At 50.6% G+C, this 19,996-nt stretch carries 16 protein-coding genes and 1 tRNA gene; 12 read left to right on the top strand and 5 right to left on the bottom strand.

Annotated features, from left to right (window positions below):
* Positions 1-4: 4 nt before the first annotated feature.
* On the top strand, positions 5-2,812 hold the full coding sequence (gene secA, locus SPI9445_RS0103985; protein ID WP_017303431.1) for a preprotein translocase subunit SecA: 2,808 nt from the start codon (positions 5-7) through the stop codon (positions 2,810-2,812).
* A 297-nt stretch (positions 2,813-3,109) separates the two neighbouring features.
* Here secA and SPI9445_RS0103980 read toward each other — a convergent pair whose 3' ends face one another.
* Positions 3,110-4,864 (bottom strand): peptide ABC transporter substrate-binding protein, encoded by a 1,755-nt coding sequence (locus SPI9445_RS0103980; protein WP_017303430.1) that lies wholly within the window; start codon positions 4,862-4,864, stop codon positions 3,110-3,112.
* Between the two features lie 219 nt (positions 4,865-5,083).
* On the opposite strand from SPI9445_RS0103980, the gene SPI9445_RS0103975 reads away from it, so the two are divergent.
* The 4 genes from SPI9445_RS0103975 to SPI9445_RS0103960 all read left to right on the top strand — a co-directional run bounded on the left by SPI9445_RS0103975 (position 5,084) and on the right by SPI9445_RS0103960 (position 9,265).
* A tRNA-Leu gene (locus SPI9445_RS0103975) sits at positions 5,084-5,164 on the top strand.
* A 380-nt stretch (positions 5,165-5,544) separates the two neighbouring features.
* The gene (locus SPI9445_RS31925) at positions 5,545-6,363 is read left to right on the top strand and encodes a beta-carboxysome assembly protein CcmO (protein ID WP_071525338.1); all 819 of its coding nucleotides are present in this window, start codon (positions 5,545-5,547) and stop codon (positions 6,361-6,363) included.
* A 43-nt stretch (positions 6,364-6,406) separates the two neighbouring features.
* Complete coding sequence (locus tag SPI9445_RS0103965; RefSeq protein ID WP_017303428.1) at positions 6,407-7,675, top strand: ABC transporter ATP-binding protein; 1,269 nt, start codon at positions 6,407-6,409, stop codon at positions 7,673-7,675.
* Positions 7,676-7,735: 60 nt separating this feature from the next.
* The gene (locus tag SPI9445_RS0103960) at positions 7,736-9,265 is read left to right on the top strand and encodes a YifB family Mg chelatase-like AAA ATPase (protein WP_026079514.1); all 1,530 of its coding nucleotides are present in this window, start codon (positions 7,736-7,738) and stop codon (positions 9,263-9,265) included.
* A gap of 388 nt (positions 9,266-9,653) precedes the next feature.
* On the opposite strand, the gene SPI9445_RS31575 is transcribed toward SPI9445_RS0103960, so the two are convergent.
* A complete protein-coding gene (locus SPI9445_RS31575; RefSeq protein WP_272943224.1) occupies positions 9,654-9,782 on the bottom strand; it encodes a hypothetical protein in 129 nt (42 codons plus the stop codon).
* A 24-nt stretch (positions 9,783-9,806) separates the two neighbouring features.
* Here SPI9445_RS31575 and SPI9445_RS0103955 point away from each other — a divergent pair, with 24 nt between their 5' ends.
* On the top strand, positions 9,807-11,240 hold the full coding sequence (locus tag SPI9445_RS0103955) for a BCD family MFS transporter (protein WP_026079513.1): 1,434 nt from the start codon (positions 9,807-9,809) through the stop codon (positions 11,238-11,240).
* 3 nt (positions 11,241-11,243) lie between these two features.
* Complete coding sequence (locus SPI9445_RS0103950) at positions 11,244-12,059, top strand: inositol monophosphatase family protein (RefSeq protein WP_017303425.1); 816 nt, start codon at positions 11,244-11,246, stop codon at positions 12,057-12,059.
* Positions 12,060-12,212: 153 nt separating this feature from the next.
* Here SPI9445_RS0103950 and SPI9445_RS24270 read toward each other — a convergent pair whose 3' ends face one another.
* A complete protein-coding gene (locus SPI9445_RS24270; protein ID WP_017303424.1) occupies positions 12,213-12,596 on the bottom strand; it encodes a hypothetical protein in 384 nt (127 codons plus the stop codon).
* A gap of 220 nt (positions 12,597-12,816) precedes the next feature.
* Between SPI9445_RS24270 and SPI9445_RS0103935 the strand changes: the two genes are divergently transcribed.
* Positions 12,817-14,490, top strand: coding sequence for a CTP synthase (locus tag SPI9445_RS0103935; RefSeq protein WP_017303423.1), 1,674 nt, complete (start codon positions 12,817-12,819; stop codon positions 14,488-14,490).
* A complete protein-coding gene (locus tag SPI9445_RS0103930) occupies positions 14,491-15,420 on the top strand; it encodes an alpha/beta fold hydrolase (RefSeq protein ID WP_017303422.1) in 930 nt (309 codons plus the stop codon). It abuts the gene before it with no gap.
* Positions 15,421-15,507: 87 nt separating this feature from the next.
* Here SPI9445_RS0103930 and SPI9445_RS0103925 read toward each other — a convergent pair whose 3' ends face one another.
* Both SPI9445_RS0103925 and SPI9445_RS29085 read right to left on the bottom strand, forming a co-directional pair.
* Positions 15,508-16,392, bottom strand: coding sequence for a Uma2 family endonuclease (locus SPI9445_RS0103925; protein WP_017303421.1), 885 nt, complete (start codon positions 16,390-16,392; stop codon positions 15,508-15,510).
* Between the two features lie 234 nt (positions 16,393-16,626).
* Positions 16,627-16,944: a zinc ribbon domain-containing protein gene (locus SPI9445_RS29085; protein WP_083883484.1), complete on the bottom strand. Its 318-nt coding sequence runs from the start codon at positions 16,942-16,944 to the stop codon at positions 16,627-16,629.
* Positions 16,945-17,288: 344 nt separating this feature from the next.
* Between SPI9445_RS29085 and ftsZ the strand changes: the two genes are divergently transcribed.
* From ftsZ to SPI9445_RS0103910, 3 genes are all read left to right on the top strand, one after another.
* A complete protein-coding gene (gene ftsZ, locus SPI9445_RS0103920; protein WP_420329755.1) occupies positions 17,289-18,554 on the top strand; it encodes a cell division protein FtsZ in 1,266 nt (421 codons plus the stop codon).
* Positions 18,555-18,566: 12 nt separating this feature from the next.
* Complete coding sequence (gene thiD / locus SPI9445_RS0103915) at positions 18,567-19,373, top strand: bifunctional hydroxymethylpyrimidine kinase/phosphomethylpyrimidine kinase (RefSeq protein WP_017303419.1); 807 nt, start codon at positions 18,567-18,569, stop codon at positions 19,371-19,373.
* A 64-nt stretch (positions 19,374-19,437) separates the two neighbouring features.
* The gene (locus SPI9445_RS0103910; RefSeq protein ID WP_017303418.1) at positions 19,438-19,974 is read left to right on the top strand and encodes a hypothetical protein; all 537 of its coding nucleotides are present in this window, start codon (positions 19,438-19,440) and stop codon (positions 19,972-19,974) included.
* Positions 19,975-19,996 lie beyond the last annotated feature (22 nt).

The following is a 19,996-nucleotide window of genomic DNA, read 5'->3' as shown; positions in this document are numbered from 1 at the left end:
TTCTATGTTAAAACAGTTACTCGGCGACCCTAACACTCGGAAACTCAAAAAATTTCAGCCTCTGGTTGCAGAGGTGAACGTTATTGAAGATGATATTAAAGCCCTCTCCGATGATGGACTACGGGGGAAGACGAGAGAGTTTCAGGAACAACTGGCTAAGGCCAAAAGCGATCGCGAACGGTCAGACATTCTCGATGATATATTGCCAGAAGCCTTTGCCGTCGTGCGGGAGGCCGCTTGGCGGGTCTTGGGGATGCGCCATTTTGATGTGCAGTTGTTAGGGGGAACGGTTCTCCACGAGGGACAAATTGCCGAGATGAAAACCGGGGAAGGAAAAACCCTAGTCGCCACCCTCCCCTCCTATTTAAACGCTTTAAGCGGGCGTGGGGTTCATGTGGTGACAGTGAACGACTACCTCGCCCGACGGGACGCCGAATGGATGGGACAAGTCCACCGCTTCCTTGGTCTGACGGTGGGACTGATTCAGTCAGGAATGAGTCCCATGGAACGCCGTCAAAACTACGCCTGTGATATTACCTACGCCACCAACAGCGAATTAGGGTTTGACTATTTACGGGACAACATGGCCACCGCCATGGAAGATGTGGTGCAGCGCCCCTTTAATTACTGCATTATTGACGAGGTGGACTCGGTACTGATTGACGAAGCCAGAACGCCTCTGATTATTTCGGGTCAAGTGGAACGACCCACAGAAAAGTATATGCAGGCCGCCCAAATTGCCGCCCAACTGTTCCCCCAAAATGAAGAGGGACAAGGCCATTATGAGGTGGACGAAAAAGCCCGCAATGTGTTGATGACTGATGAAGGGTTTGCCGAAGCCGAACGCCTCCTAGGGGTGACAGATTTGTATGACCCGAACGACCCTTGGGCCCATTATGTTTCTAATGCTATTAAGGCCAAGGAATTGTTTATCAAAGATGTGAACTACATTGTGAAAGATGATGATGTGGTCATTGTCGATGAGTTCACCGGGCGGGTGTTGCAAGGGCGGCGCTGGAGTGATGGCCTCCACCAAGCCATTGAAGCGAAAGAGGGGGTCAAAATTCAAAATGAAACCCAAACCCTGGCGACGATTACCTATCAAAACTTTTTCCTGTTGTATCCCAAGTTAGCGGGGATGACAGGGACGGCGAAAACCGAAGAGGCGGAATTTGAGAAAATCTATAACCTACAGGTGACGATTATTCCCACCAATTTACCCTCCCGTCGTCAGGATATGGCCGATGTGGTCTATAAAACGGAACTGGCGAAATGGAGCGCTGTCGCCCAAGAGTGCGCCGATATGCACGAACAAGGCCGCCCGGTGTTGGTGGGAACCACCAGTGTAGAAAAATCCGAGGTTTTGGCCAAGTTGTTGCGAGAGCGGGGGGTTCCCCATGATATCCTGAACGCCCGACCGGAGAACGTGGAACGGGAATCAGAAATTGTGGCTCAAGCCGGGCGCAAGGGTGCTGTTACCATTGCCACCAACATGGCCGGACGAGGGACAGATATTATCTTAGGGGGGAACTCCGACTATATGGCGCGGCTGAAATTGCGGGAATATTTCATGCCCAAAATTGTCATGCCTGAAGATAAAGAACTGGTGGCTAGTGCGGCCGGAATGCCGAAAACTCGCAATCGTCCTCAAGGGTTTGGTAATGAGGGGAAAAAGCCTAAAACTTGGAAAGCGTCTGCTCATATTTTCCCCACGGAACTCTCCTCAGAAACCGAGCAGAAGTTAAAGATGGCGGTGAATTTTGCGGTGCAGCAGTATGGGGAACAAAGCTTGCAGGAATTAGAGGCTGAGGAAAAAATTGCGATCGCCTCAGAAAATGCCCCCGTACAAGATCCCGTCGTCCAGAAGATCCGGGAAGTGTACCAACTGATCCGCAAAGAGTACGAAGCCTTTACCAGTCGGGAACATGACGAAGTAGTACAAGCCGGAGGCCTCCATGTGATTGGTACAGAGCGCCACGAATCCCGACGCATTGACAACCAACTGCGCGGCCGGGCAGGACGACAAGGGGACCCTGGCTCTACGAAATTCTTCCTCAGCTTAGAGGATAACCTACTGCGGATTTTTGGCGGCGATCGCGTAGCTGGGTTGATGAATGCCTTCCGCGTAGAAGAAGATATGCCCATTGAGTCCGGCATCCTGACCCGTTCCCTTGAAGGGGCGCAAAAGAAAGTTGAAACCTTCTACTACGATGCTCGGAAACAGGTTTTTGAGTATGACGAAGTGATGAACAACCAACGGCGGGCGATTTATGCCGAACGTCGTCGGGTATTGGAAGGGGAAGACCTCAAAGAACAGGTCATCAACTACGCTGAACTCACCATGAACGACATTGTAGAGGCCTATATTAACCCCGAATTACCCCCAGAAGAGTGGGATCTTGAAGGGTTAATCAATAAGGTGAAAGAGTTTGTTTATTTACTCAAAGACCTTCAACCCAAACACCTCGATAACATGACCGTTGGGGAAATTAAAACCTTCCTCCATGAAGAAGTCCGCAAAGCTTACGACATTAAAGAAAACCAAATTGAGCAAATTCAACCCGGTTTAATGCGTCAAGCCGAGCGCTTCTTTATCCTCCAACAAATTGACACCCTCTGGCGGGAACATTTACAAGGGATGGATGCCTTGCGGGAGGCCATTGGTTTACGGGGTTATGGTCAGAAAGATCCCCTGATTGAATACAAACAAGAAGGGTATGAAATGTTCCTCGAAGTGATGATTGATATTCGTCGCAACGTGGTTTATTCCCTCTTCCAATTCCAGCCCCAAGTTCAACCCCAAACGGTGTGACATCCTCCCGACACTGACATTTGCTACGCAACGCTTTGCTACGCAACGCGAACGTACAGTGCGGGGCTTCCCGACGATGAGCTAAATAGTGCCTGCTGAATCAGTCCAAGAGTTGGGGAATAGGGAATCAGGAGTCAGGAATCGGGAGTCAGGAGTCGGGAATCGGGAGTCGGGAGTCGGGAGTCGGGAATAGTTAATAATTATCAACTCCCCCTCTCCCCTGCTCCCCTGCCCCCCTGCCCCCCTGCTCCCCTGCTCCCCATTCCCTAGCCCAGTGAGCAAGCCCTAATTAGAGTCTTAGCTCCGTCGCCAGTTCATAATGTCCCAAGTGTTGGAATCCCAAGGAGAGGGTTCAACACCTGTTAAACGGTTACTGACTCCATTAGTATTAGCACGGTCTACAATGGGAATCACCGCCACATCAGCCGCGAGTAACTCATCCATCTGTCGGAATAATGCCGCTCGTCGTTCTGGATTCAATTCCGTTGCCGAAGCTTGCCATAACTGATCATACTCTGGGTTACAGTAACGAGCATAATTGGGACGCTGCCACTGATTCGCCTTTTGGGAGGCCTCCCCACAAGTCCACCATTTCATGTGAGCGCCGGGGTCTGGGCTATCATTCCCGGTGTTGAACATTTGTAAGTCTGCGTAAAACGCATTAATGGTGTCGGTACTCGCAGGATCTCCAGAAAAGAAAATCCCCGCATCAATGCTTTTGAGTTCGACTCCGACTCCAATCTGTTCTAAAGCTTGTTTGACAATTTCTTGGGTCTTTTGCCGCACAGGATTAACGGAAGTTTGGAATAAAACCCGCATTTCGACCCCCTCTTTATCTCTTGTGCCGTTGCCGTTGGTATCGGTCCATCGGGCCTCTTCTAAGAGTTGGGCGGCTTTTTCGAGGTTAAATTCATAGGGAATCTGGTCAGATTTAAACTGGGTGGGACTGACTAATAATTGTGCGGTCGCTCGTCCGGTGGGGCCATAGAGTTGGTCGGCGATCGCATCTCGGTCAATGGCAAGGTTAAACGCCTGACGCACCTTGAGATCTGAGAAAAAGGGATGGGGAAATTCTAAACTGGAACGTTCTCCGTCGGCCGTAGCCTGATTGGGGTCGGTAAAATTCACCATAATCCGCTCCACATAAGGCCCAAAAGTCGCCACAACGCGCCCTTGTCCCGCCGCTTCCAACTGCCTTAAAACATTGGCCTCCACCTGTAAATTATAGGCATAGTCTACATCTCCAGTTTGCAATACAGCGATCGCCGCCGAATTCGCATCTCCTCCCCCTTTCAACTCCACCCGAGAAAAGAGGGCCTTTTCTTCCTTATCCCGGAAATTGGGATTTTGTTCATAAACCACAATATCTCCCGGTTTAAACTCCACCACCTTATAGGGCCCGGTTCCCACAGGCATTAAATTAGCCGGTGCTTCCCGCGCTTGTGCATTATTAAACCCCTCGAAAATATGTTTCGGTAAAATCATCCCATTCTGTCCCGTAAACGGCACAGACCACCCCGGAGTGACTTCCTTAAACGTGATCTTCACCCTATGCTCATCCACCGCTTCCACCGTCTCCACCGTGGCATAATTTTCTAAACTGGTGGTCGCTACATCAGGATTGGACAAATACTCATAAGTGAACACCACATCCTCAGCCGTAAACGGTTCCCCATCAGACCACTGGACATTCTCTTTCAGTTTCCAAGTCACCGACCGACCATCTGCCGCTAAACCGCCATTTTCCACCGTCGGCACCTCGGCCGCCAGAAATAAAACCAGTTCATCGTTACTATCATAGCTGGCTAGGGGTTCGTAGACAATACGCGCGGCATCAAAATCTTTGAATCCCGAGGCGAGATGGGGGTTTAAAATAGTCGGAGCCTGCCAATAGAGGAGGCGGAGTGTATTGTCCCCGGTAGCTTGTTCCGTGGGCGGGGAATCCCCCGTCTGAGGAGGTTGACCGGGGTTACAAGCCGCAAAGGTTATGCTACAGAACAACGATAGCAACACCAACGGGAGGAAAAAACGACGACTGGGCAATTTGAACAACTGAACACTCCTTTGGATTTGTGTTGTTGGTGATCAATTATCGGAGATTCTATCTTAATGGAGCAAGAGGACTCCCGTTAAACTGCGTAGCGGTTAACGGGAGAGTATGTCAACGATTTCTTTTCACTCCGAGCAAAATAGGGGGAGGTTTCCCGAAATTTTCTGAGCTTGTCCCATTTTGTTCCAAGGTTTGCTAGGATAGAGAACGGTAAAAATAACGCGGACGTGGCGGAATTGGTAGACGCGCTAGATTTAGGTTCTAGTATCTCTGATGTGAGAGTTCGAGTCTCTCCGTCCGCATCACTCAAAAATCAATCGACGAGACTCCCACCCCAAGGTTGACCAGTTGGGCTTTTTAGCCCCTTGTCAAGACAAGAGGCAAGCGAGAATCGAGCAAGTACGGTTGTGATGAAGCGCTCCCCACCCACCAGGTGGGGAGCGCTTCATGACCCAATAAAATAACCTGTCCCCAGCCCTGATTGCTTAATCTTTGCTATCACTTTTCCTAACCCCCCGTCGGACTCCCATAGGATACACTAGAGTAGTATTAGGGGACTTCGCTTAGAGCTTTTCAATCCTTCGCCCAAATAGGTAACACCATGTCCAAGATGGAACTCCACAGCCGTTTAGTTCAAACTCGACCTCACAATAGCGCTGCCCAAAGTGCCGCTCAAAGACGCATGATGGCCGATAGTGCGTTAGGTTTGGTCTGTACTCGCAGTTTTCCCGCCGTGGTGGGAACGGCGGATATGATGCTGAAGTCGGCCGGAGTCACCTTGGTGGGGTATGAAAAAATTGGCAGTGGCTACTGTACGGCAATTGTGCGAGGGAAAACGGCGGATGTGCGGTTAGCGGTGGAGGAAGGGGCGAAAACGGCGGAACAGTTTGGACAGTTGGTGTCTAAGATGGTGTTACCCCGTCCTTTGCCGAATTTAGAGGTAATTTTTCCCATTGGGACTCATTTAGCCCAAATGCAGCAAGAACAAAAAGGGTATAGTCGCTTGAGTAATCAGTCTTTGGGGTTGTTGGAAACGCGAGGGTTTCCGGCACTGGTGGGGGCGGCGGATGCGATGTTGAAGGCGGCGGATGTGCAGTTGGCGGGGTATGAGAAAATTGGGGATGGTTTATGTACGGCGGTGATTCGCGGGTCCGTGGCCAATGTGGCGGTGGCGGTTGAGGCGGGGATGTTTGAGGCGGAACGGATTGGGGAGTTTAGCGCGGTGATGGTGATTCCCCGGCCGCTGGAGGATTTGGAACATACCCTTCCGGTGGCGGAATGTTGGTTGGAGAAGGTGGAACCGTTACCCATTTTGATGCCGAAGCAGCGTCAACGGCAGAAGGAACACCTTTTGGCGTTGCCGGAGTTGGAAAAAACGCCCTTGCGGTTGGAACAGTCTCAACAGGAGTCTCTGGAGTTGGAAATGCCTCAAGAGGAGACGGTGGAGGAGGAGGTGCAAGGGCAAAAATCCCCAAGGGAAAACCCGGATTATTTGGATTAAGCTGGAAGGATTTTCTGAATTAATGATTGGGTGAGTAAAAATTGTGGCACAGGTTCAACTGGAGAAGGTTTATAAACAGTTTCCCCAAGGGAAGGGAGGGGCGAAGTCGCCGGAAGGGAAGGATTCCACGGGGGCGGGGGTGAATGTCCTGCGGGGGATTGACCTCAAGGTGCGGGATGGGGAGTTTATGGTGTTGGTGGGGCCGTCGGGTTGTGGTAAGAGTACCCTGTTGCGGATTTTGGCGGGGTTGGAGTCTTTGACGGCGGGAACGGTGAGGGTGGGCGATCGCATTGTCAACCATTTACCCCCCAAAGACCGCGACATTGCCATGGTTTTCCAGAATTATGCACTCTATCCCCACCTCTCGGTTTATGACAATATCGCCTTTGGGTTACGGCGCATGGGGGGGGAGGATGCACCCCTAGGAGAAAGGTTAACCCAGAGGGGGCTAGAAGGGGCTACAAGACCCTTGCCGCGAAAATTTCGTTATTATTCCCCTCGGGAGAAGGAAATCGCCAAACAGGTGCGGACGGTGGCGCAGTTGTTGCAAATTGAACCCCTGTTAGACCGACTGCCGAAACAGTTATCTGGGGGGCAAAAACAACGGGTGGCTTTAGGCCGGGCGATCGCACGGAATCCCCAAGTGTTCCTGATGGATGAACCCCTGTCCAATTTAGACGCGAAATTACGGGCCCAAACTCGCGCCCAAATTGTCAAACTCCAACGGCAGTTAGGGATTACGACGATCTATGTCACCCATGATCAAACGGAAGCGATGACGATGGGCGATCGCATTGCCGTGATGAATCAGGGGGAAATCCAACAAATCGCCAAACCCCTCGAACTCTACAACCACCCCGCTAACCGCTTTGTGGCGGAGTTTATCGGGTCCCCCCCCATGAACTTTTTACCCGTGCAGATTGTCGGCCCCTCCACCATCGTTTATGAAGAATTGCGCTACACCCTCCCCGAAGTCTGGGAGAATATCTTAAACCCCTACGATGGGCGCTCCCTCTTACTGGGCATCCGTCCAGAACATCTGATCCTCAGTCCCCCCGCCACCAAAAACCTAGAGGTACAGGTGGATCTAGTGGAAGCCTTGGGCAATGATACTTATATTGCGGCTCATTTAGTGAGTGATCCCAGCCTTACCCTACAGATTCGCCTCTCTTCCGAGGAAACGGTAAAAGTGGGGGAGAGTCTCTGGTTTGCCCTGAATCCCGACAAAATCCACTTTTTTGACCCAGCGACGGAGCAAAATATTCGTCGTCCCGGATTAATGTTGCTCAACCTCCCCACCGGAACCGCTTAAACCCCTCTCTGGTAGGATGGTGTCCATAAGATTGTGTCAATATCCCGTTAACCAGAAACCATGTTAGCCAGAGTTTGGAGTGCATCCATCGTCGGAATTGATGCGGTAAAAGTTGGGGTAGAAATAGACGTATCCGGTGGCCTGCCCAAAATGATTTTAGTCGGACTGCCCGACACTGCCGTACAAGAATCCAGGGAACGAGTGAAGGCCGCCTTGAAAAATGCCGGATTTGCCTTTCCCCGCCAGCAAATTTTAATTAATCTCACCCCCGCCGATTTACGCAAAGAAGGCCCCATTTTTGATCTCCCCATGAGTGTGGGCATTCTTGCCGCTTCAGAACAAGTGAACCCCCAACTGTTGGGGGATTTTCTCTTTTTAGGGGAAGTGTCCTTAGATGGGGGATTACGCCCGGTGAGTGGGGTGTTACCCATTGCCGCCACGGCGAAAAAATTAGGGATTACGGGGTTAGTTGTTCCCTTGGATAATGCCCAAGAAGCCGCCGTTGTGGAGGGTTTAGCGGTTTATGGGTTTAAACATTTAACCGAAGTGGCCGATTTTCTCGATGCCCCCGAAAATTACCCCCCCGTCCAATTTGATGCCCAGCAGGAGTTTAATTGCCCAGATCACAGGATGACCGATTTACAGGATGTGAAGGGGCAAAATCACGCCCGTCGTGCCTTAGAAATTGCGGCGGCCGGGGGGCATAATTTAATTTTCGTTGGGCCGCCGGGGAGTGGGAAAACCATGTTGGCGCGGCGTTTACCCAGTATTCTCCCCCCGTTGAATTTTGACGAAGCCCTAGAAGTGTCTCAAATTCACTCCGTCGCGGGTTTTCTGCGCGATCGCGGAACCTTAATCAAAGAACGTCCCTTTCGCAGTCCCCACCATTCCGCCTCAGGCCCCTCCTTAGTGGGGGGTGGGAGTATTCCCCGACCGGGAGAAATTTCCCTCGCCCATCGGGGGGTGTTATTTTTAGACGAATTAACCGAATTTAAGCGCAATGTTTTAGAATTTCTACGCCAACCCTTAGAAGATGGCTTTGTCACCATTTCCCGCACCCGCCAATCCGTATTATTTCCCGCCCAGTTTACCCTAGTCGCCAGCACCAATCCCTGTCCTTGTGGTTACTATGGCGATCGCATTCAAGCCTGTACCTGTTCCCCCCGCCAACGAGAACAATACTGGGCGAAACTCTCGGGCCCCCTGATGGATCGTATTGATTTACAAGTCGCCGTCAACCGTTTAAAACCCGAAGAAATGACCCAACAAACCGCCGGGGAACCCTCCGCCCCCATTCGTCAGCGCGTCCAGAACGCCCGTAAACAGGCCTCAGACCGCTTCCAAGACCGTCCTAAAGTCAAATGTAATGCCGAGATGTCCAGCCGGGATTTGCGGCAATTCTGCGCCCTTGACCCAGCCGGACAAAACTTGCTCGAAAGTGCCATCCGACGCTTAGGCCTCTCCGCCCGCGCCATGGATCGCATCCTCAAAGTGTCCCGCACCATTGCCGACCTCGCCCAGTCGGAAACCATTCAAGCCCCCCACGTTGCCGAAGCCATTCAATACCGCACCATTGACCGCATGAGTTAATCTCCATACGTTAGGGCTTGCTGTTCGCGAAGCGTTGCGTAGCAATATAACTCCGCTGCGCGTGGGGAACAGGGAACGGGGGGGAGTCGGAAAAAGGTAAGCCTTTTTGATTCTTTATCCCTAAAACCTTGCACTTTCTCATGGAATCCCCGTCCGTTTACGGCGGAGGGGATGTCAACGCCCTCCTATGCCCTGTTCCCCGTTCCCTCAAAGTGATAAGCTTTGCTAATTAGGGCTTGCTGTTCGCGAAGCGTTGCGTAGCAATATAACTCTACTCGTGGGGTTAGGGAACGGGGAACAGGGAACGGGAAGGGGAATCGGAAAAAGGGAAGCCTTTTTGATGATTTATCCCTAAAACCTTGCAGCTTCTCGCTCCCCATCAGTCCTATTAACAGCGCTTAGAGGGATATTCAGCAGACCCTACCATAAAGTCGGGAGAGCGATTAAAACCAGCGAGTCGCCCTAACTCTCCCTTTAAAGAGGAGGGCTTGCGGGCATCCCGTGCTATTTTCGTCAAAGGCGACAATATTTAAGAAAACCAATGGCTACCCAAGAAGTATCAAGCTTAAGGGAGGAATCCTCTAGATCAATTAACCTCCCTACCATGTTTCGGATTGGATTGTTTAACCTTGGATTGGGTCTAATGTCGGTGTTAACCGTAGCCGTCATTAATCGGGTGATGATCAGTGAATTGGCGATTCCGGGGACGATTACGGCCGGAGTGGTGGCCGTGCAGTATTTTATCTCACCGACCCGGGTCTGGTTTGGTCAAATGTCCGACTCTCGCCCCCTCTTTGGCCTCCACCGGACTGGTTATGTGCGCCTCGGAACTATTATTTTCGGTATTGCTATCTTTTTATCTGTCCAAGTGGTTTGGCAATTGGGGGGCATTGTTTCGCAAACGGGAGTCTGGGAATGGAATGGTTTAACCCTATTTTGGACAGGGGTTTTAATCCTAATTTTTATGGTTTATGGGTTAGCCATTAGTGCCAGTTCAACCCCCTTTACAGCGTTGTTAGTGGATATTTCCAGCGAACAGGAGCGATCGCGCATTGTGGCCGTGGTGTGGTCAATGTTAATGGTGGGGATTATTTTAGGGGGCATCACAGGCAAAATTTTCCTAACCCAAGTGGAAGGATTAGAAGGCAATCCCCTAGATATTTTACCCGGCCCGATTAATAGCTTATTTCTCGTCATCCCGTTAATTGTTTTGGGGTTATCTTGGTTTAGCACCTGGAAAATTGAGCGCAGATATTCCCTCTATACTCGCCGTTCTTCTGCTTCAGACCGAGAAGATAGTGTCACCCTATTAAAAGCCTTAAAAGTCCTAACGGTTAGTCGGCAAACCGGAATCTTTTTCTCCTTTTTGCTCCTCGTTACTATTAGCTTATTCCTCCAAGAAGCTGTCCTTGAACCCTACGGCGGGGAAGTATTCGGAATGTCAATTGGGGATACAACCATGCTCAATTCTTATTGGGGGATTGGGATTTTAATTGGCTATAGTATCACCGGATTTGCCTTAATTCCCCGCTTCGGCAAAACCCCCGTCACAAAAGTAGGTTGTGGGGTAGTGGCGGGCTGTTTCCTCTTAATTATTCTGGCAGGTTTTACCCAAAATCCCCTGATCTTAAAAGGGGCTATGTTACTCTTTGGATTAGCGGCCGGAGTAACCACCTTGGGGGCGATTAGTTTAATGTTGGATCTCACCGTGGCTTCCACAGCCGGAACCTTTATTGGGACTTGGGGACTTTCCCAAGCCCTAGCGCGAGGGATTGCCACTTGGTCTGGGGGGATTATTCTAGATGTGGGAAAACGGGTGTTTACCGAACCGATCTGGGCTTATGGCAGTGTATTCTTGTTACAAGCGATTGTGATGATTGGGGCAATAGGTCTATTGGCTCAAGTGGATGTCACCGAGTTTCGGAACAATACCAAAGAAGCGATCGCCACTGTTATGGAAGGAGACTTAGATTAAATTATGAATAGCTTTTGGGAGGAGGTCTTAGTCTTCTGTCAAACCCTGACTAATACTATTGGTCAGCAATTAATGAAGGACTTCGGACAGATTGAAGCCAGTCGCAAATCCGACGGATCTCTTGTGACCCAAGCAGACCGTTGGGCGGATCAAGAAATTCGGCAGGCGATCGCACAAAAATTTCCCGATCACGGAGTTCTGACCGAAGAAACAGAACATATCCTCCCCCCCCAAGAGTTTTGTTGGGTGGTAGACCCCATCGACGGCACCACCAACTTTACTCGCGGCCTCCCCATTTGGGGAATCTCCCTCGGCCTTCTCTATCGCGGAACCCCCGTCTTCGGTTTTGTCCACTTCCCCCCCATGCAACAAACCTATCACGGCTACTGGTTCGCTGATTCAGGCCTCACTGGTCCGGGTGGCGCTTATCTCAACGGGCGACCCATCCAAACCAGTCCCGACGAACCCAGCTTAAACCATCTCTTCAACCTCTGCGCCCGCAGTACCGATGTTTTTAAAAAACCCTTTCCCTGCAAAGTGCGCATGATTGGCGTATCTAGTTATAGCAGCGCTCTTGTGGCCTGTGGAGCCAGTCTAGGGGGAGTCGAGGCCACGCCCAAAATTTGGGATATAGCCGCCGTTTGGGTCATTGTCCAGGGCGCTGGGGGCGCATTTATCCCCCTTGAACCCCAGCCCGTTTTTCCCCTCCAAGTGGGAAAAGACTACGGAAAACGCTCCTTTCCCAGTTTAGTAGTCAGTCGTCAGACCTTAGCCCAGCAATTTTTACCCCTCGTCCGGTTCATCGGCGATCGCGTTTAGGGAATAGGGAACAGGGGAGAGGGGGAGCAGGGAAGCAGGGGAATAGTGGCTAGTGAATAGCCAAAACTCTTTTATTTTAGGGAACAGGGAACAGGGAACAGGGAACAGGGGGGAGGGAATAGGGAATAGGGAATAGGGAATAGGTAATACTAATCAACTCCCGACACCCGACTCCCTAGGGCGCAAGCATTGCGCCCCTACACCGACTCCCAACTCCCGACACCCGACTCCCGACTCCCGATTCCCGATTCCCGACTCCCGACTCCCGACACCTTGACTTCTAATGTTGAGCCTTAACTTTTCAAAAAGATTAGCCAGTGAGTCTTTTTGGTATTCCCTATATTGACCGTTTTGGAGTTGTTCAATTCCTAACTCAATCTGCGCTTTAAGTTCTGGATCGGCTTCAACTTTATTTCCTTGAGAAACGAGGGAAATTTGCAGTTGCTCGATTAAGAGTTGCTGTTCTGCTTCAGAGAGAGAAAGGATGATTTCGGTCAGTGAATCAATCAAGCGAGTGTTCAGAGTTGATTTGGTCATGGCTTTTCAATTACAGAACAAACATTCACATTGAACTTAGCAGTATAAATGTATTATACCCCCTTGCACTCAACGGGGCAACCCAGAATCTAAAAGCCGTCCGGCACTACGCTAAAGGGCAGGGCTTTAAACCCAGAATTTCTGGTAAACTCTAATAGAATAGAACACCGGAGAGCATCCAGTGTACCCGCCGCTCCGAGGAAACCAGGTCTTTTTGATCATGACTAAATTTGTATTTGTAACCGGTGGTGTTGTGTCCAGTATTGGAAAAGGCATCGTAGCCGCCAGCTTAGGACGACTTCTCAAATCTCGTGATTATTCCGTCTCCATCCTCAAACTTGACCCTTACATCAACGTCGATCCTGGCACCATGAGTCCTTTCCAACATGGGGAAGTCTTCGTCACCGAAGACGGAGCAGAAACCGACCTCGATTTAGGACATTATGAGCGCTTCACCGATACCTCAATGTCCCGTCTTAACAGTGTTACCCAAGGCGGTATTTATCAAGCCGTGATCAACAAAGAACGGCGCGGCGACTATCACGGCGGCACCGTACAAGTTATTCCCCACATTACCAACGAAATTAAAGAACGGATTCACCGGGTCGCTAAAAACACCCATCCCGATGTGGTGATTAGCGAAATTGGCGGCACCGTCGGGGATATTGAATCCCAACCCTTCCTAGAAGCCATTCGCCAGTTTCGGAAAGATGTCGGCCGTCATAACGTGATTTATATGCACGTTACCCTAATTCCTTGGATTTCCGCCGCCGGGGAACTGAAAACCAAACCCACCCAACATTCCGTCAAAGAACTGCGGTCGATTGGTATTCAACCCGATATTCTGGTTTGTCGCTGTGAACATCCCCTTGAACAAGGCATTAAAGAAAAACTCTCAGAATTTTGTGATGTTCCCGTTGAAAACGTCATCACCTCCCCCGATGCCAGCAGTATTTACGAAGTCCCCCTGATTCTGGAAAAAGAACGCCTAGCCAAACAGGTTATCGACCTCCTGAAACTCGAAGACCGCACCCCCGACCTCCAGCAGTGGCAAACCCTTGTAGAGCGCATGAAAGCCCCCACCCGTCACTTAGAAATTGCTCTGGTGGGGAAATACGTTAAACTCAGCGATGCTTACCTCTCCGTCGTCGAGGCCTTGCGTCATGCTGCGATCGCCTTTGGCAGTGATGTTAATATTCGTTGGGTGAGCGCCGAAGATATCGAAGCCAACGGCGCGGAGTCTTACCTGAATAACGTGAGCGGTGTAGTCGTCCCCGGTGGCTTTGGCATTCGTGGGGTAGATGGCAAAGTCAGCGCCATTCAATACGCCCGAGAACATCAACTCCCCTTCCTCGGTCTGTGTTTAGGGATGCAGTGTAGTATCATCGACTGGGCGCGCAACGTCGCCGCCCTCGAAAAGGCCAACAGCGCCGAATTCGACCCCGAAACCGCCTATCCTGTGATTAACCTCCTCCCCGAACAACAAGACGTAGTAGACCGAGGCGGCACCATGCGTTTAGGCCTTTATCCCTGTCGCCTCACCCCTGACACCCGCGCCGCCTCCCTCTATGCCAAAGAAGTGGTCTATGAACGTCATCGTCACCGTTATGAGTTTAATAACACCTATCGCAACCTATTCTTAGAAAGTGGTTATATGATTAGTGGCTCCTCCCCCGATGGGCGTTTAGTCGAGATGATTGAGTATTCCCCCCACCCCTTCTTTATCGCTACCCAATTTCACCCGGAATTTAGTTCCCGTCCCAGTCGGCCTCATCCCCTCTTTCAGGGCTTCGTCCGGGCCGCTTTGACCCATGATGACCCCAACGCGTTAGCCCATCTCTCCGGTGAATCTGTCCCCCTCTCACCGGAAAAACTCACGGCCGAGGTGTCTTAAGTGACCGCAGAACGTTTAAAACCTTGGCATGAACGGATTGGGTTTCAACGGGATTGGATTTGGCGAGGTTGGCAGGTGCGATATAGTTTTAGGCGATCGCCATCTCCCCCCCCAACCTCCCCAGAACCCCCCATCCTACTGATTCACGGCTTTGGGGCAGCCCTAGAACACTGGCGGCACAACATCCCCATCCTCTCCCAAAATCGCACCGTTTACGCCCTCGACCTACTGGGTTTTGGGGCCTCTCGCAAAGCCACCCCCACCTACACCGTCGAACTGTGGGTAGAACAAATCTATGAGTTTTGGCAGACCTTTATCCGTGAACCCATAGTATTAGTGGGGAATTCTTTAGGCTCCCTAGTCTGTTTAGTGGCAGCCGCCCACCATCCCGAAATGTTAAAGGGTGTTGTTCTGCTCAATATCCCCGATGTGTCAGTTCGTCAGGAAATGTTACCCCCCTGGGTGCGGCCGATTGTCAATCGCATTGAGGGAGTCTTTGGTTCTCCCCCCCTATTAGTCCCTATCTTCCAACTGCTACGTCGTCGCTTCACGATTCGCCGTTGGGCTACTTTGGCCTATCCTCACCGAGAAGCTATCACCGATGAATTAGTAGAAATTTTAGCCGCCCCTGCCTATGACCAAGGGGCCGCGGCTACCTTTTGCGCCCTCTTTCAGTCCATCCGTCAACCGGAATTTTCCCCCCGTCTCTTGGACTTATTTCCCCAGATATCCCGACCGATTTTGCTCATCTGGGGAACCCAAGATTGTATGGTGCCTTTTCGCCTTTCTCAGCGTTTTCGCCAGAAAAATCCCCATTTAACCTTTGTTCCTTTGGAAAATGTGGGACATTGCCCCCATGATGAAGTTCCCGAACGATTTCATCAGGTGTTATTGCCTTGGTTGGATGGGTTAGGGAACGGGGAATCTTGACAAGTTAAGACCCAAAGTTATAAGTCAAGGCATTGGGAGTCGGGAGTCAGGAAAATGCGGTTGTGTCGGAAATTATCGTTTTAGAACTTAAATTTCATCGGGGTTAATCCCGTTTTCCATGAGTAAACGCCGGAAACGTTCCGCTTGTTCTTCTGCTGCTTCTCTAGCTTGTCGTTCCCGTGCTTCCCGTTGTTCGGCGGACTCTCTAGCCCGTCGTTCCCGTGCTTCCCGTTGTTCGGCGGACTCTCTAGCCCGTCGTTCCCGTGCTTCCCGTTGTTCGGCGGACTCTCTAGCTTGCCGTTCCCGTGCTTCCCGTTGTTCGGCGGACTCTCTAGCTTGCCGTTCCTGTTCTGTCGGCGTAGGAATCCAATCCCCCGAACTCCCATAGAAGCGTAACCATAAACGATTCACATTTTCATAAGTCCCTTGCCACAAACCCACTCCTAATTCCAATCCCTCCAACCACCAGCGATTCTCCCTTACTTCTACCTCCACATAACGAGGAGATTCGGCTGTTGCTCCCCTTTCTAATTCAAACCCTCGAAAACCCCCCATCGTCCGGTCATATACTACATAGTAGGGGACCCTCAGAATCTGCTCATACACCTCCCATTTGGTCGGTGTTCCATCCGCCTCCCCTTCCACTTGTCCTAAATCCTGATCTTGGGTACTTGGGGATAATAATTCCACCACCAGAGAAGGGCTAACTCCTTCTTGCCACACTACATAACTTAAGCGCAAGTCTCGATTTTCGTATAGGCGAGGCACTCCCACCACCCCAAACCAATCGGGGCGTTTATATCGTCTGGTGTGGTTCTCATCGTAATAAACATTGAGATCCATTGCCGAAAAAACCTGTTCTGGGTCGTAATTGCCCGGTTGAAATGTTAGACGCAGTAATTCGGCTTGTAGGGGGTGAAATTGGTCCGGCAAACCCGGTTCTCCTACTTCTTCACTGGGTAGCTCATACATTGTGGGCAGGGTTTTCTGCCTTGGGGTGAGATTAACCATAGCACAGCCATCAGGACATTTTGACTCATCCTATCGTTTTAGAACTTAAATTTCATCGGGGTTAATCCCGTTTTCAGGGTTTTAGGAGGTGTCTAATAGCCCAAACTGTTGCAAGAGTGCGTCTTACCCGTTCCCTATTCCCCTATTCAGCAAGCCCTACCTATTCCCTAACTTTGATACCCTGTTGTCAGAGTCTTATACTTCCAAGACTATCTGTGAACTACCCCACCCTGCCATTGGCGAGGATGAGGCTTCCTGATTCAACGGAACATTTAGCAAAACCGAAGTTTTACCCAGTTCTCTTATATTCCCGACCCAAGCCCTATCGCTGATTCCCAACGACAATATCCGCAAGGCTTCATTTTTAATGTTTTGCGCTGCATTAATATCACGGTCGTGGTGAGTGCCACAATTTTGACATTCCCATTGCCGAACCTCTAACGCTAAACTATCTACTCGATTAAGGCAAACGTGACAAGTTTTTGAAGACGCAAAAAAGCGGTCAACTTCAATATAAGTTTTCCCCGTGCATTATCAAAACTCAACACTACTGATAAGATGGTAAAATCTTATCAGATGATTCGCTATTGCTTAGTTTATTTTTAGTTGGCTATCCATGCCCTCCCTGTAAACGAGGAAGGGGAGTTTCGCAACATTTTTGTTAAAATTTTTATACCGAGCGGGGTCAAAGTGTGTACACTGAGCGGTGTCGAAGTGCGTCAGGGCATGGCGTATTAGAAAATTCCTGTGGAGATGGTCTGACGGGCGCAGCATCGCAAGCGTCAAGAATCTGTGAAGCAGGAACTCTTAAGTGTAAACTTACAGAATCTCCCGTGATAGTGTACTTTAACGGGAGAGTGTGTCAACCCAACTACCCTAATATTCCTGGAACTGTGGCAAGTAACTCACCCTTTCATAACCCCGGACTCTCTCTTCCTCAAAGCACTGACTATGGTACTCCTGCTCAAGAAACTATGACATTTGACAAAATTGTACCCAGTAACGCCGCCCAAATTAAGGTCATTGGTGTAGGGGGTGGCGGTTGTAATGCGGTGAATCGCATGATTGCCAGTGGTATTACTGGGGTCGAATTTTGGGCGATTAACACCGACTCCCAAGCCCTAGAATTAACGGCAGCCCCCCATCGTTTACAAATTGGCCAAAAATTGACCAGAGGATTGGGGGCTGGGGGGAATCCGGCGATTGGTCAAAAGGCGGCAGAAGAATCCCGGGATGAAATTGCCAACGCTTTAGAAGGCACGGATTTGGTGTTTATTACCTCGGGAATGGGTGGTGGTACAGGAACGGGTGCATCTGCTATTGTCGCGGAAGTGGCCAAGGAAATTGGCTGTTTGACGGTGGGGATTGTTACTCGTCCTTTTACCTTTGAAGGGCATCGCCGCACAACCCAAGCCAATGAAGGGATTGCTGCTCTACAAGGCCGGGTGGATACGTTGATTGTGATTCCGAACAATAAGTTACTGTCGGTGATTTCTCCCGAAACTCCGGTACAACAAGCCTTTATGGTGGCCGATGATATCCTACGCCAAGGGGTTCAAGGGATTTCCGATATTATTATTATCCCCGGTTTAGTGAATGTGGACTTTGCGGACGTGCGTGCTGTGATGGCGGATGCGGGTTCGGCGTTGATGGGCATTGGAACGGGTTCCGGGAAGTCTCGCGCTAGAGAAGCGGCCAGTATGGCGATTTCTTCGCCCTTGTTGGAGTCTTCTATTGAGGGGGCGAAAGGGGTGGTCTTTAATATTACAGGCGGCTCTGATTTGACGCTCCATGAGGTGAACACCGCAGCAGAGACGATTTATGAGGTGGTGGATCCCAACGCCAATATTATTTTTGGGGCGGTGATTGATGACCAAAGTCAGGGGGAATTGACAATTACGGTGATTGCGACGGGTTTTTCTGGGGAAACTCCGGCGAAAAGTACAACCAGTGGTCGGACGATACCCACGGCCCCAAAGCCTAACCGGGCGGTGAATCAACCGACGACTCCTCCTAAACCTGCTGCTAATCCTGCGCCGCCCCCGGATGTGAGTTCTCCCCTCAAGGGGACGGGATTGGATATTCCCGAGTTCCTACAACGCCGTCGTTTTCCTCGACGTTGAGGGTAAGGGAGCATGACAAAGAAGGCGCTAACCATTGCAGGTTCAGATAGTGGTGGGGGTGCGGGGATTCAAGCGGATCTGCGCACCTTCTCGTTCCACTGTGTTCACGGTATGAGTGCGGTCACTTGTGTGACGGCTCAAAATACCCAAGGGGTGAGTCGGGTGGATGGTTTATCGCCCGAGGCCGTTGTGGCTCAGGTGCGGGCTGTGGTGACGGATATTGGGGTGGATGGGGCGAAAACGGGGATGTTGCTCAATGAGGGTATTATTGAGGTGGTGGCGGAGGTGGTGCAGGAGTTGGGGATCTATCCTTTGGTGGTGGATCCGGTGATGGTGTCTCGCACGGGCTCCCAGTTGATTGATGAGCGGGCGATCGCAACTCTGACCTCTTGTTTGTTGCCCCAAGCTACTATCCTGACTCCTAACCGTTATGAAGCCCAACTTTTAAGCGGTTTGGAGTTGAATAATTTGGCGGATATGCAGCAAGCCGCCCAGAAAATCTATCAATTGGGGTCTAAGGCCGTTTTGGTCAAAGGAGGGGGCATGACGGGCGCGTTAAAGGGCGTTGATGTATGGTTTGATGGGGATAATCTCACGGTGTTTAAAACCGAAACGGTGGACACTCCCCACACCCACGGCACCGGTTGCACCTTGTCGGCGGCGATCGCGGCTCAATTAGCCCTCGGAGCTTCTCCCTCCGATGCGGTGGAACAGGCGAAAAACTATGTCACCCAAGCCCTACACTATGCCATCCCCCTCGGTCAAGGCACGGGTCCGGTTGGGCATTTTTTCCCCCTCTTACCGGATCTCACTCCCTGATTTTTCAGTTATTTATTTTAAGTCATTTTTCTTGACTTTTGCTCACTTTTGTGCATAGCCGATAATGTTTAAACCTCGTCCTTCCCAACCCAATCCCCAAAACGGTTCTTTCACTGGAGAGGCCAATCATTACCGTCCATCGGTGCCGATTAGCATTTATCGGGAACTGGCCAGTGAGTTACAAACGGCTCAAAGTCAGTTAGCCACCCTGAAAAGTGAAAATCAGCAGTTATTAAAACAAAATCAGCTACTGCGTCGGGAAGTGGAAAAGGTACTGGACGGGATGAAAAACCTCGAAAAGTGGACGACCACCCAAGATGCTTATGGACGACCGATTACGGGGCAAAATTCAGGATACCAGGTCGTTGCAGAAGCAACAGGAGATCACTCTGGGGGAGGGGGTGGCTTTCCTCTTTATGACCCGGATAATCCAGATGATTTGATTATGGAAATTGCCGAAGAACCGGATTTAAGACCGCAATCTGCCGAAAAATCAATGGATGTGAGTATCTGGTTAGTTTGTGTTGTGATTGCCCTGACGGTGTTAACGGCTTTTGGGATTGGTTTTCTCTATGTGCGGAGTAATAACAATAATAATTGAGATTTGCATTAACACTTGGCTC

The sequence above is a fragment of the Spirulina subsalsa PCC 9445 genome (genome assembly GCF_000314005.1).
Lineage (GTDB): Bacteria > Cyanobacteriota > Cyanobacteriia > Cyanobacteriales > Spirulinaceae > Spirulina_A > Spirulina_A subsalsa.
This window is presented reverse-complemented; position numbering and strand designations above follow the sequence as displayed.